The organism is Streptomyces sp. NPDC046465 (assembly GCF_040646035.1).
Lineage (GTDB): Bacteria > Actinomycetota > Actinomycetes > Streptomycetales > Streptomycetaceae > Streptomyces.
The window spans coordinates 72,821-86,498 of record NZ_JBEYZK010000010.1 but is presented as its reverse complement, the minus strand read 5'-3'; the positions used below and the strand labels follow the sequence as shown (position 1 = coordinate 86,498).

Below are 13,678 nucleotides of genomic sequence, written 5' to 3'. Positions count from 1 at the left end.
GCACCTGCGGCTCGAGCCGACGTCCGACCGCCTCTGCCTGCGGGCCGTGGGGGCGGGGCGGGGCGGGGCGGTGGGGGTGGGGGGCGCTTCCGTCCGCACGTGCCTGCGGGCGGTGGGGGCCGGTCGCGCAGTTCCCCGCGCCCCTGAGAGGGCACCTGCGGCTCGGGCCGTCGTCCGACCGCCTTTGCCTGCGGGCCGTCATGGGCTGGTCGCGCAGTTCCCCGCGCCCCTTACGGGGCGCCTTCGGTGCGGGATGAGGTGGGCCACCCAGGGGCGCGGGGAACTGCGCGAGCAACCAGCGCGCGCCTGCAGGCGAGGGCGGCGGAGTGGAGGGTGTCAGGGGCGCGGGGAACTGCGCGGGCAACCCCCACCGCCCGCAGGCGGAGACGCGACGGAGGCCCCGCGCACTCGCCCGCGGGCAGCCGCGGCTGGGTCAGGGGGTCCGGGGAGCCGAGTCGCTCGGCTCCGACGGGGGCGTGTCCGGGTCGTCGCCGCTCGTCGCGGCCCACGTACCGATGCCCGCCGCGGCGACGAGGACCACCCCCGCCACCCCCAACGTGATCCGCCGCCGCCGCGCCGAGGCCCGGTGCTTGGCGGAGCCGGGCCGTGCCGTACCGGCGGCGCGCGGCGCGCGAGCCGTCCCGCGGGCGCCGCCGGCCAGCTCGTCGGGGCCGGGCACCCGCATCGACGTGTGGGTGTCGCGGTTGGACCCGGCGGAGGCCGAACCCGGTACGAGAGGGACCGCACCCCGCCGGGGAGCGCTCTCGCGCGGCTCGGGGGCGGAGTCCTCGTACGCCTCCTCGGCCTGCGAGGACTCCGTGTCCGGTTCGTCGACGTCCAGCGGCGGCATCCCCGCGACCAGCGGCAGCAGCTCCCGCAGGCGCGCGGCCAGCTCGGAGGCGCGCAGCCGGGACGCGGGCGCCTTCGCCAGGCACTGGACGAGGAGCTGCCAGAGCTCCTCGGGGATACCGGGGAGCGGGACCACCGTCTCGGTGACGTGGCGGCGCAGGACCGCCCCGGGGTGCCCGCCACCGAACGGTGTGAAGCCCGCGAGGAGTTCGTACAGGACGGTGGCCAGCGCGTAGATGTCGACGGCGGCGCGCGGCGGCAGGCCCTCGATGATCTCGGGGGCGAGGTAGTCCGGGGTGCCGATGATCTTCGTAGCGCGGGTGCGGCGCGGGGAGTCGATCAGCTTGGCGACGCCGAAGTCCGTGAGGAGGGCCGGGTGGGCGCCGCCGGGTCCGAGGGGGCCCTGCATGTCCAGGAGGACGTTCTCGGGCTTGACGTCACGGTGGACGATGCCCGCGGCGTGCGCGGCGGCGAGGCCGTCGGCGACGTCCGCGGCGATGGCGACGGCGGCCTCCGGGGCGAGGCGCCGCTCGCGCTCCAGACGGGTGCGCAGATCCGTGCCGCGGACGAGGTCCATGACCAGGGCCAGGTCGTTGCCGTCGACCACGAGGTCGTGGACGCCCACCACGCGCGCGTGGTCGAGACTGAGCAGAGCCGTGCGCTCCTGGACGAAGCGGCCGACGAGTTCCTGGTCGGAGGCCAGGTCCTCGCGCAGCAGCTTGATGGCGACGGGGCCCTCGGGGCCGTCACCGAGCCACACCGTGCCGGCGCTGCCACGGCCCAGGATCTGGTGGGCGGTGTACCGGCTGCCGATCTTGCGCGTCAAGACTGCTCCTACGGATGCGTGTTGGCGACAAAACTACGCGGCCTTGCCGCCAACCTTCACTCCGGGAGCAGAAATCACTCTGCAGATGTCGACAAATCCCCGAAGTCGTCCGGGGATTGTGGCCGCTAGTTGCCGTTGATCTTCCCGGCCCACTCGCTGACCTTGTCGTACGCGTCACCGAGCTGGCCCCAGAAGCTCTTCGTCGTGCCGATCCAGTCCTGGAGCGGGCTGAACTCCCAGACCAGCCAGCTCACGACGAAGAGGATGAGGATCGTGAACAGGCAGCCCTTGAGGCAGCCGAGACCCGGGATCTTCATCGGGTTGGCGCTGCGCTGGCGCGGCTGCCGCGGCTCGCGCGTGGGCGTCGGGGCGGGCTGCGGCGCCTGCGGGGGCGCGGAGTACTGCTGGGGCTGGTACTGGGGTTGGTGCTGGGGTTGGTGCTGCTGAGGCGCGGGGGCGTACTGCTGCGGCCGTTGTCCGCGCGGCTGCTGCGGCGCGTACTGCTGGGGGCGCTGCTGCTGCGGCGGCTGCTGGGGGCGGGCCACCTGGCGCTGGGGGCGGCGGCGCAGCGGGTCGTCGTTCGGGTCCAGGTGCGCCTGGTACTGGGTCTGTTCGTTGCGGTCGCGGGCCGCCCGCATCTGGTTCTGCCAGGGGTGCGGGTCGTTCGGGTCGCCGCCGGGTCCGTTCGGCGGGACGGGCGGCATGACCGCGGTCGGGTCGGCGGCGCCGGGGCCGGTGGGCAGCACGGACGTCGGGTCGGCGTCCGGGGAGCCCGGTCCGTGACCGCCGGTGCTCCGCATGACGCTGGTCGGCGCGGCCGGGTCGTACGAGCCCGCGTTGTTCGGCAGCACCTGCGTGGGGTCGGCCGCGCCCGGGGTCTCCGGCACGTGCGCCGGTGCCGGGTCCGGCATGAGCAGGGCCCCGACGCCCTCCGCCGCGGCGATCTGCGCCGGGGTGGAGTGCACGCCGACGCCCTCGGCGACGGCGCGCAGGGCGCGGGCCAGGTTCTCGGCGCTCGGCCGGCGGTCCGGGTTCTTGTCGAGGCAGCGCTCGATGACCGTCCACAGCGGGCCCGGAACGGTCGAGGGGCGGCGCGGCTCGGCGCTGAGGTGCTGGTGCAGGACTTCGAGGGCGGAGCCGCCGGAGAACGGCGGACGCCCGGTGACCAGCTCGTACAGCAGGATGCCCGCGCCGTAGATGTCCACGGCGCTGGTCTGCGGGCGGCCCTCGGCGGACTCCGGCGCGACGTACGCGGGCGTGCCGACGAACTCGTGGGTGCGGGTCAGGCCCGGGGAGTCCGCGAGGCGCGCGATGCCGAAGTCGGTGAGCATCGGGTGCATGCCCCCGCCGTCCTGCTTGAGCAGGACGTTCGCGGGCTTCAGGTCGCGGTGCACGACGCCGTCGGCGTGGCTCGCGGCGAGCGCGTCGGCGATCTGGGCGGTGAGCAGGGCCGCCGCGACCGGCGTGAACGGGCCGTTCTCGCGGAGGTAGCGGTGCAGGTCGGGGCCCTCGACCAGGTCCATGACCAGGGCGAGCAGATCGCCCTCGACGACCAGGTCGCGGGTCCTGACGATGTTCTCGTGGGTCAGCCTGAGCAGGACGGACCGCTCCCTGAGGAAGCGCATCACGACGTCCGCGTCGTTGGCGAGCTCTTCCTTGAGAACCTTGATCGCGACGGTCTCGCCGGGCTGGCCGGGAACGGCCGCCTCGGCACCCGCGGTCTCCCGCTGGCGGGCTCGCCAGACGGTGCCCGTGGCGCCGCGCCCGAGCGGCTCCTCGAGCAGGTACTTGCTGCCTACCGGCCGCACGTCATGCGCTCCCTGCTGGTCTGGCTGGTCCCGTCCGGACGCTGGTTCTGTCCGGGGGTCTGTCCGAAGGTGTCTGTCCGAAGGTGTTCCGACCCACTGTAATGCCGCCGAACCGAGCGCCGACGGGTCGGATTCCGCCCGGCCTTTTCTTTTCGGGGCGTTCCGGATCGCTGTTCGGTGGAAAGACGCGCGCCCGTGGCCATTGGTTGCCGAGTGGTCCTGAATTGACCTCTGCCGGATATCCCTCACACCTGTCCCCAACGGTCCAAGCAGGCACTTTTCCGAGCAGAGCCGACCAATCAAGATCACTTACGGGTGGCCGCCGGGCGTGTTGTCGGTGGCAAGTGCGAGGATGCCTCCAGTACTGGCCGACGTGCCCGTGTGCGGTGGGGGGAATCACAGCGCGTGTCCCCGTGCCGGGCGCCCAGCGCAGAAGGGACCGCTGACGGCGATGCAGATCCGGCTGACCGTCCTCGGGCCGCGCAGCGGCCAGACCGAGCAGCAAGGCCGCCCCGTGACGTCGACCGGGGCCCCCGGCGCCTGCGACGTCCTGGTCACCGCCCCCGCGGGAACCGCGCTCGCCGCGGTGGCCTCGGGCCTCGCCACGGCCGTGGCGGGCACCGACGCGCCCCTCGTCCTGTACGCGGGCCCGGAGCGCCTGGACGCCCAGCGCTGCACGCTCGGCGAGCCCCCCTTGATCGACGGAGCGGTGCTCTCGCTGGGCGCCCCCGCCGAGCCGGGGCCCGAACTGGCCGGTGCGGCGGCCCAGTTGCACGTGGTCGCGGGGCCGGACGCGGGCGGTGTCCATCTGCTGCACGGCGGCCGGATCCAGGTGGGCCGCTCCGCCGACGCGGACGTCGCCCTCGACGACCCGGACGTCTCCCGGCTGCACTGCTCGGTCACGCTCGCCCAGGACGGCCGGGTCACGGTCACGGACCTGGGCTCGACGAACGGCACCGCGGTGGACGGCCGGGAGGTCTCCGGCCGCCCCACGGGCCTCTCCCCCGGCTCCATGCTGCGGATCGGCGAGTCCGCGCTCCGCCTCACCGACGGCAGGGGCGGCCCGGCGCCCGCCGCGGGCGGCACGCTCCCGACGGCCCCGGACGGCGAGGGTCACGTGCGCGTGCGGCGGCCCGCGGGCACGGGACAGCCCGCCCCCGGCGAGGCGGCGGGCACCCCGCAGAGCGGCCCCACCCACCACGCGTACGGGTCGGCGGCCTGGGGAGCCACGGGCGGCCCCGGCGGGCACGGGACGTCCGACCGGACCACCGGCGCGGACGGAACGCACGGCCCGCACGGCCCGACCGGCCCGGACGGAACGCACGGAACGCACGGCCCGACCGGCGCGGACGGAACATACGGCGCACCGGGTGCGTACGGGAACGGGTCCGGCGCGTACGGGAACGGGTCCGGACCCGGCGCGTACGGGAACAGCCCCGGCGCCGATGCCTACGGCACGCCCCGCGCCGACACCCCCGTCGTGCCGCAGCAGGCCGGCGCCCCCGACGCGGAGCGGACCCGGCTCGGCACACCCCCGCGCGGGACGACCGTCCCGCCGCGCCTGCGCAAGCGCGGCGGCCTCTCCGCCTGGGCCCGCCGCCTGACCGGGGGCCGCGACGGTGGCCGGGCCGACGCGTACGACATGTACGACGTGTACGACCGCCACGACGAGCACGAGGGGCCCGAGGACCGCGGCGGGGCGTACGCGGACGGCGGGCCCGGCGACGGCCCGCAGGCCCCCTCCCCGGAGGAGCTCGCGGTGGCCGCGGCCGCCCGTACGCCCGAGTCGTGGCCCGATCCCGCCGCCCTGCTGCTCACGGCGCTCGGTCCGGGCCCCCGCCTCTGGGAGCGCGCCCCCGGCCACCCGGAGGCGCTCGCGGTCCGGCTCGGCACGGTCGACCGCACGCTGCCCGGCGCCGAAGGACGGGAGGAGCTGCTGCCCGCCGTGCCCGTCACGGTCGGCCTGCGGGAGGCGGGCTCGCTTGGCCTGGCCGGGCCACGGGACCGGCTGACCGGCCTGGCCCGCGCGGTCATCGCCCAGCTCGCCGCGCTGCACTCCCCCGACTCCCTGGAGATCGTGCTGATCAGCACGGACCGGGCGCGCCCGGTGGCCGAGCGCACCGCCGAGTGGGCCTGGCTCGGCTGGCTTCCCCATCTGCGGCCCACGCACGGCCAGGACTGCCGACTGCTCCTCGCCTTCGACCGCGACCAGGCCGCGGCCCGTACGGACGAGCTGATCAGGCGCCTCGACGACCGCATCGCCGACGGCGGCGACGAGGCCGGTGCCCGTACGGTCGTCGTGGTCGACGGCGACCCCGGAGCCGCCGGGCTGCGCGAGGCGACCGTGCGGCTCGCGGGCGAGGGGGCGCGCGCAGGTATTCACGTCGTGTGCCTCGCCGAGACGGTGGCGGCCTCGCCCGCGTCCCCGGTCCTCGACACGTACGAGGCGGCCTGTTCGGTGTCGCCTCCCTTTCGCGCGTGCGGTGCCGCGGCGCTGCTCAGCGGTGACGTGGCGACCGCGCTGCGGCTGATGCGGACGGCGGGCGGGCGCCCGGCGGGGCACGGCACCGTGGCGGCCGTGGACGCGGTGTCGGGCGCCTGGGCCGAGCGGTTCGCGCGGGCCCTGGCGCCGCTGCGCACGGACGGCACGGCGGGCGAGGGGCACACGCGCGTGTCCGCGCCGCTGCCCCAGGCCGCCCGGCTCCTTGACGAGTTGGGGCTCGCGAGGGCCACACCCGCCTCCCTGATGGCACGGTGGGCGGCGGCGGCCGACGACCCCGACGCGCTCGGCGGGCGCGCTCTCGCGGTGCTCGGCGCGGGTCCGCGTGGTCCTGTCGTCGCGGACCTCGCCACCGACGGCCCGCACCTGCTCGCCGAGGGCCCCGCGGGCAGCGGCCGTACGGAACTGCTGCGGTCCATCGCGGCGTCCCTGGCCGCCGCCGAGCGCCCCGACCGCCTCGGCATCGTCCTCGTCGACGGGCGGGACGGCGTCGGCGCGGGCGGGACCGCGGCGCGGCAGGGCGCGGGGCTCGGCGTCTGCACGGACCTGCCGCACGTCACGACCCACCTCGTCACCAACGACCCCGTACGGATGCGGGAGTTCGCCCAGTCCCTGGCCGCCGAGCTGAAGCGGCGGGCCGAACTGCTCGGCAGGCTCGGGTTCACCGAGTGGCACACGCAGCGGGAGGTCTCGGGGCGGATGGTGGCGCAGCGCACCCAGTCGTCCACTGCCGCATCCGGGGACGATGCCGTGGGCGCCGCCTCCGTGCCCGCCCAGCTGTCCGACGGCGACCTGGATCCGCCGCCCAGCGCCACGATGCGGCTGCGGCCCGTCGGGGCGCGGCAGCGGGTGGAGCCGGGGCCGCCGCTGCCCCGGCTCGTGGTCCTCGTCGACGACTTCGACGCGCTGCTCTCGCCCGCGCTCGGCTCGCCGGGGCGGCCCGCCGCCGGGTCGGTCGTGCGCGCTCTTGAAGCCGTCGCGCGGGACGGCGAGCGGCTCGGGGTGCATCTCGTGGCGGCGACGGCCCGCAGTGAGCGGGTGTGGGAGACGGAGCTCGGCCAGCGGGCGTCGCTGCGGGTGGTCCTCGACGCGGTGGCGCCGGGTCCTGAGGAGCCGGCGCCGGGGCGGGGTGAGCTGCGCTCGCCCGACGGGCGGGCGACCGCGTTCCAGGCGGGCCGGGTGACGGGCCGCATCCCCCGTACGGCGACGTTGCGCCCCACCGTCGTACCCCTGGAGTGGGAGCGGATGGGCGATCCACCGGCCCGGCGGCCCGTACGGGAGTTGGGGAACGGGCCCACCGATCTGGCCCTGCTCGCCAGCGCGTTGGAGCGTGCGGCGCGGTCCGTCTCGGCGGAAGAGGTGTCGTCCCTGCTGTGATCCGGCCCGGTCCACGCTGCGGTCCGGCCCTGTCCGCGCTGCGGTCTGGCCCTGTCCACGCCGCGGTCCGGCTCTGTCCGCGGCATGGACGGCCTGTCACAACGCCATCACGATAAGCGAGTTGACACCGCAGGCCATCTTGCCGCCCCTCCCCGCGCGGGCGTAGACCAGACCGCACGGGACTCGCCAGGGAAGAGAACGGGGCAGTGATGCGCAGCACTCTTCGTACACGCAGGGCACGGCTACATCGGCGTACCACCGTCAGGATCGCCTCCGCCGTCGTCGCGGGCGCGCTCGCGTTCACCGTCACCGCGTGCGGCGGGGACGACGACAAGGACGACGCGGACAAGGGCGGGAACGGCGGGAAGGACACCAAGAACGCGCTCCAACTGCCCAAGCTGGACGGGGAGAGCATCTCCGTGTCCGCCGTCTGGGGCGGCGCGGAGCGCAAGGTGTTCCTGAAGGTTCTCGACGAGTTCGAGAAGAGGACGGGCGCCAAGGTCTCCTTCGTGCCCGCGCAGGACCCCATCATCAGCTTCCTGGAGTCGAAGGTGGCGGGCGGGCAGCCGCCGGACGTCGCGATGCTGCCGCAGGTCGGCGCGATCGAGCAGGCCGTGGCGAACAAGTGGGCCAAGCCGGTCGGCCCCGAGGCGCAGAAGCAGCTCGACAAGAACTACGCCAAGGGCTGGCAGGAGCTCGGGGCCGTCGACGGCAAGCAGTACGGCGTGTACTTCAAGGCCGCCAACAAGTCCCTTGTCTGGTACAACACGCGGGTCTTCGAGAACGCGGGCGTGAGTGTGCCCAAGACCTGGGACGACTTCATGAAGACCGCGCAGACCATCTACGACTCCGGGGTGCCGCCGGTGTCCGTGGCGGGCGCGGAGGCGTGGACGCTCACCGACTGGTTCGAGAACATCTACCTCTCGCAGGCGGGCCCGGAGAAGTACGACCAGCTGGCCGCCCACAAGATCGAGTGGACGGACCTGTCCGTCAGGAATGCGCTGATCACGCTCGGCGAGCTGTTCGGGAAGAAGGGCTTCGTGGCGGGCGGCGCGAGCGGCGCGCTGCAGACCGAGTTCCCCGCCTCCGTGAAGCAGACGTTCCGGGGCGGCGACCAGCCCAAGGCGGGCATGGTCTTCGAGGGCGACATGGTCTCCCTCGCGATCTCGGAGACGAAGGCCAAGGTGGGCACGGACGCCAAGGTGTTCCCCTTCCCGGCGGTCGGCGCCGAGTCCCCCGCCGTGGTCGGCGGTGACGCCGCGGTCGCGCTGAAGGACAGCAAGGGCGCGCAGGCGCTCCTGACGTTCCTGGGCTCGCCGGACTCGGCGAAGATCTGGGCCGAGGCGGGCGGTTTCATCTCGCCGAACAAGAGCCTGGACATGTCGGTGTACCCGAACGACGTGCAGCGGAACATCGCGAAGGCGCTGGTGGCGGCCGGTGACGACATCCGCTTCGACATGTCCGACCAGGCGCCGCAGTCCTTCGGCGGCACCCCGGGCAAGGGCGAGTGGAAGGCTCTGCAGGACTTCCTGCAGAGCCCGAAGGACATCTCGGGCACGCAGAAGGCGCTGGAGACAGCCGCCGCCAAGGCCTACAAGGACTGACGCGATGTCGTCCGCGAACGCCGGAGGCACGCCCGCGATGGTGACGCCTCCGGCCCCGGCCTCGCGCAGGAGTGTGACCGGCACCCGCAGGGCGGTGGCGGTGCTGTTCCTGCTGCCCGCCCTGGTGCTGCTCGGCGCACTCGTCCTCTACCCCATCGGGTACTCGTTGTTCCGCAGCTTCTTCGACAAGTCGGGCGACTTCACGGCGTTCGACAACTACGAGACGCTGTTCAAGGACGACGGCATCCGGACCGCCATCAAGAACAACGCGATCTGGCTGGTCGTGGCGCCCACCGTGGCGACCGCGCTCGGCCTGATCTTCGCCGTGCTGACCGAACGGGTGCGCTGGGGCACGGCGTTCAAGCTCGTCATCTTCATGCCGATGGCGATCTCGATGCTCGCCGCGGGCATCATCTTCCGGCTCGTGTACGAGTCCGATCCCGACCGGGGCGTGGCCAACGCGGTCGCGGTGAGCGTGCACGACACGTTCGCCGAGTCGTCGGCGTTCCCCCAGGCTCATCCCGGCATGAACTCGCCGCTGAAGTCGGCGGGCGGCGGCGCCTTCATCACCAGGGAGCCGGTGCGGGCGGGCAGCCCGGTGGCGCTGCCGCTCACGGGTGTGGCGCCGGAGCAGATGCCGGACGGCGCGAAGGCCGCCGAGCCCGCGCGCGCCGAGCCGGGCAAGGTCACCGGCACGGCCTGGCAGGACTTCACCCGGGGCAAGGGCCGGGGCAGGGCCAACGCCCCCGACGCCACCGAGTTCGGCTACTCGGGCATCAAGATCGAGGCCGTCAGGAACGGTGCGGTGGTGGCGTCCACCGAGGCGTCCGCCGACGGCACCTTCGCGCTGCCCAAGGAGGCCGACGGGGCCCTGCTGCGTTTCCCGGAGTCGAACTTCCGCGAGGCGTACAACGGCGTCGACTGGCTCGGCCCGACCCTGATCACGCCCGCGATCATCGGTTCCTACCTGTGGATGTGGGCGGGGTTCGCGATGGTCCTGATCGCGGCGGGGCTCGCGAGCGTGCCGCGGGAGCTCCTGGAGGCGGCCCGTGTGGACGGCGCCAACGAGTGGCAGGTGTTCCGTCGTGTGACGGTGCCGCTGCTCGCCCCGGTCCTGGCGGTCGTCCTCGTCACGCTCATGATCAACGTACTGAAGATCTTCGACCTGGTCTTCGTGATCCCGCCGGGCTCCTCGAAGGACGAGGCGAACGTCCTCGCGGTCCAGCTCTACAACTCGGCCTTCGGTGACCAGGACTCCGGCGTGGCGAGCGCGATCGCCGTGCTCCTCTTCCTCCTCGTGATTCCGGTGATGCTCTTCAACATTCGTCGGATGAGGCGGGAGGCGCAGCGATGACGACCCAGACGGAGATCGTCAGGGCCAGGCAGTCCGTGGGCGGGCGGATCGCCTCCGCCCTTGGCGGTACCGCGCTGCGCGTGTTCCTCGTGCTGGTCGGCCTGTTCTGGCTGGTGCCGACGATCGGGCTGCTCGTCGGCTCGCTGCGGACGCCCGCCGACATGAGCGAGAGCGGCTGGTGGAAGGTGTTCAGCGCGCCCTCGCAGATGACGCTGGACAACTACTCCAACCTGCTGAAGGACGAGACGATCACCGACTCGCTCCTGTCCAGCGTCATGATCACCGTCCCCGCGACGCTGCTCGTCGTGATCATCGGCGCGCTCGCCGCGTACGCCTTCGCGTGGATGGACTTCCCGGGCCGCGACTGGTGGTTCATCGGCGTCGTCGGGCTGCTCGTCGTCCCGGTGCAGGTGGCGCTGGTGCCGATCTCCAAGCTCTTCGGGGAGATCGGGATCTTCGAGACCACGATCGGCGTGGTCGTCTTCCATGTGGCCTTCGGCCTGCCGTTCGCGATCTTCCTCCTGCGGAACTTCTTCGCGGAGATCCCGCGCGAGCTCCTAGAGGCGGCCCGGCTCGACGGGGCGGGCGAGCTGCGGCTCTTCGCCCGCGTCGTGCTGCCCCTCGGGATGCCCGCGATCGCCTCGCTCGGCATCTTCCAGTTCCTGTGGGTCTGGAACGACATGCTGATCGCCCTGATCTTCGCCGACTCGCAGAACCCGCCGATCACGGTGGCGCTCCAGCAGCAGGTGCGGTTCTTCGGCGACAACGTACAGATCCTGGCGCCCGGCGCCTTCATCTCGATGGTGATCCCGCTGGCCGTCTTCTTCGCGTTCCAGCGGCAGTTCGTGTCCGGGGTGATGGCGGGCGCGGTGAAGTAGGTACGTGAGCGGAGAGGGGGCGACCCGTACGGGGCCGCCCCCTCCCCCGTACGGGGCCTCTCCCCCGTATGGGGCACCCGGCGTAACTCGCGGACCCCTTCCGGCGTTTCGGGCAGTATGCCCGCGCCGACCCATGGATGTGCCGTGCCCCGGTTCAGTGTGATCGTTCCCGTGTACAAGGTGCGGGCGTATCTGCACGCGTGCCTGGAGTCCGTGCTGGAGCAGTCCTTCACCGACTTCGAGCTGATCGTGGTCGACGACTGCTCGCCGGACGCCTGCGGCGCGATCATCGACGAGTTCGCCGCCCGTGACACACGCGTGACGGCCGTCCGCCGCACGGAGAACGCCGGTCCGGGCCCGGCCCGCAACGCCGGTCTGGAGCGCGCCACCGGCGACTACCTGATCTTCCTTGACGGCGACGACACCCTCACCCCCGGCTCCCTGCACGCGATCTCCGACCGCCTCAAGGAGACCGACGAACCGGACGTCCTGGTCTACGGCCACGCACGGACCTTCTGGACGGGCGACACCGTCCGCGACCCGGGCGCGGGCCACCTCTCAGAGGAGGGCGCCGCCCCCTTCCGGCTCGCCGACCGGCCGGGTCTCCTGGAGGTCCCGCCCCTCGCCTGGAACAAGGCGCACCGCCGCGACTTCATCGAGCGCGAGGGCTTCACCTTCCCGCCCGGCTCCTACGAGGACATTCCCTGGACGTACCCGGTCCTGATGGCGGCGGGCGGCATCGCCACCCTCGACCGGGTCTGCGTGCACCACCGTCAACGCCGTCAGGGAAACCTCAACCTCCCGCCCCTCACGAGCCGCGGCCCCTTCGACGTCTTCGACCAGTACGACCGGATCTTCGCGTTCCTCGACGCGCGTCCCGAGCTCGGCACGGCCTGGCGGCCCCCGATGTTCCGGCACATGGCCGGGGAGCTCACGCAGATCTTCACCGAACGGGACCGGCTTCCGCGCGGCTCGCGCGCCGAGTTCCTGCGCAGGGCCCGTTCCCACTACCGGCGCCACCGCGTGCCGGGCACCCGCCTGCCGCGGCGCACCCGGCTGGGTTACGTCCTCGCGCGCCTTGGCGCACACCGGACGCACCGGGGAGTGTGGGCGGCGGCGCGCCTGCGGGAGCGCGCGGGGCGCTGCGCGGCCCTCGCCCGCCGCCGCCTCAGGGGCGCCCTGCTCCAGCTGCACTACCGCGTCCAGCTGCGGCTTCCGGTGCGCGAGCAGCATGCCGTCTTCTCCTCGTACTGGGGGCGCGGCTACGGCTGCAACCCGGGCGCCATCGAGGCCGCGATGCGCGAGCTCGTGCCGGGGGTGCGCACGGCGTGGATCGCCCACCCCCGGCACCACCACACGATCCCGACGGCGACGCGCAGGCTGCGGCCCGGCACGGCCGCGTACTGGACGGCCCTCGCCCGCTCCAAGTACCTCGTGAACAACGTCAACTTCGACCGCAGGCTGGTCAAGCGCCCCGGCCAGGTCCTCGTGCAGACCCAGCACGGCACGCCCCTCAAGCACATGGGCCTGGACCTCCAGGAGCGTCCGGCGGCGGCGCGCGGCACGGACTTCGCCACCCTGCTGAGCAACGCCGACAAATGGGATTACGTCCTGTCGGCCAACCGCCACTCCACGCTGGTCTGGGAGCGCGTGTTCCCCGCCTCGTACACGACCCTCGAATACGGCTCTCCGCGCAACGACCGTTTCCAGCGGGCGACTTCGGCCGACGTCGCCCGGCTGCGGGAGAGCCTCGGCATCCCGCACGGCGCCATCGCCGTGCTGTACGCGCCGACCCACCGCGACTACGCCCGCTCCCAGCGCCACAGCCTCGACCTGGCCCGGATGCTGCGCGCGCTCGGCCCGCGCTTCGTATTCCTGACCCGCGCGCACCGCCTCTACGACGCGCCGATGGCCGTCGGGGAGCCGTCGGAGCGGATCATCGACGTCTCGGACCACCCGAGCGTGGAGGACCTCTGTCTGGCCTCCGACGCGCTGGTCACCGACTACTCGTCGCTGATGTTCGACTACGCCGACCTCGACCGGCCCATCGTGCTGCACGCCGACGACTGGGAGGCCTACGAGGCGGCCCGCGGCACCTACTTCGACGTGCGGGACTTCCCGCCGGGCGCGGTCGCCCGCAGCGAGGACGAGCTCACCGACATCTTCACCAGCGGGCACTGGGCGGGCTCGCGCTCGGCGCAGCTGCGGCGGGCGTTCCGTGAGGGGTTCTGCGCGTACGACGACGGGCGCGCGGCGGAGCGCGTCGTACGCCATGTGGTCCTCGGCGAGCCGGGCGGGCTGCCGTCCGCCGTACCTCTGGAGGAGCGGCACCCCGTGCCCGGGGGCGGTCCGAGGCCGGACCGGGCGCCGTACTCGGGCCTCCAGCACGTCTCGCAGCTGTGACCGGTACCGCTCGCCCCTCCGACGACGCCCCGGCCATCCCTGCCACCCCGCCCCGCCGCAAGAATGGCGTAGCTGCGCG

7 protein-coding genes are annotated in these 13,678 nt (G+C 73.5%); 5 read left to right on the top strand and 2 right to left on the bottom strand.

The window, feature by feature from the left end; translation table 11 throughout:
• Positions 1-433: 433 nt before the first annotated feature.
• Positions 434-1,675 carry a serine/threonine-protein kinase gene (locus tag ABZ953_RS17115; protein ID WP_361723738.1) on the bottom strand — a complete coding sequence of 414 codons (1,242 nt, stop codon included), beginning with the start codon at positions 1,673-1,675 and terminating at the stop codon, positions 434-436.
• 125 nt (positions 1,676-1,800) lie between these two features.
• Entirely contained in the window at positions 1,801-3,483 is a 1,683-nt protein-coding gene (locus tag ABZ953_RS17110) for a serine/threonine-protein kinase (protein WP_361723735.1), read from the bottom strand.
• A gap of 451 nt (positions 3,484-3,934) precedes the next feature.
• On the opposite strand from ABZ953_RS17110, the gene ABZ953_RS17105 reads away from it, so the two are divergent.
• The 5 genes from ABZ953_RS17105 to ABZ953_RS17085 all read left to right on the top strand — a co-directional run bounded on the left by ABZ953_RS17105 (position 3,935) and on the right by ABZ953_RS17085 (position 13,599).
• Positions 3,935-7,360: an FHA domain-containing protein gene (locus ABZ953_RS17105; protein ID WP_361723732.1), complete on the top strand. Its 3,426-nt coding sequence runs from the start codon at positions 3,935-3,937 to the stop codon at positions 7,358-7,360.
• A 209-nt stretch (positions 7,361-7,569) separates the two neighbouring features.
• Entirely contained in the window at positions 7,570-8,964 is a 1,395-nt protein-coding gene (locus tag ABZ953_RS17100; RefSeq protein WP_361723729.1) for an ABC transporter substrate-binding protein, read from the top strand.
• 37 nt (positions 8,965-9,001) lie between these two features.
• Positions 9,002-10,318 carry a sugar ABC transporter permease gene (locus tag ABZ953_RS17095; RefSeq protein WP_361724338.1) on the top strand — a complete coding sequence of 439 codons (1,317 nt, stop codon included), beginning with the start codon at positions 9,002-9,004 and terminating at the stop codon, positions 10,316-10,318.
• Positions 10,315-11,196, top strand: a complete 882-nt coding sequence (locus ABZ953_RS17090; protein WP_361723726.1) for a carbohydrate ABC transporter permease — start codon at positions 10,315-10,317, stop codon at positions 11,194-11,196. Before ABZ953_RS17095 ends, ABZ953_RS17090 begins: the two co-directional genes overlap by 4 nt.
• Before the next feature lie 144 nt (positions 11,197-11,340).
• Positions 11,341-13,599, top strand: coding sequence for a bifunctional glycosyltransferase family 2 protein/CDP-glycerol:glycerophosphate glycerophosphotransferase (locus ABZ953_RS17085; RefSeq protein ID WP_361723723.1), 2,259 nt, complete (start codon positions 11,341-11,343; stop codon positions 13,597-13,599).
• The last annotated feature ends 79 nt before the right edge of the window (positions 13,600-13,678 follow it).

Bases quoted from the DNA above. Each gene is read 5' to 3' on its own strand.
- ABZ953_RS17090 (WP_361723726.1), top strand. From the start codon at position 10,315: ATGACGACCCAGACGGAGATCGTCAGGGCCAGGCAGTCCGTGGGCGGG.
- ABZ953_RS17095 (WP_361724338.1), top strand. From the start codon at position 9,002: ATGGTGACGCCTCCGGCCCCGGCCTCGCGCAGGAGTGTGACCGGCACC.
- ABZ953_RS17100 (WP_361723729.1), top strand. From the start codon at position 7,570: ATGCGCAGCACTCTTCGTACACGCAGGGCACGGCTACATCGGCGTACC.
- ABZ953_RS17105 (WP_361723732.1), top strand. From the start codon at position 3,935: ATGCAGATCCGGCTGACCGTCCTCGGGCCGCGCAGCGGCCAGACCGAG.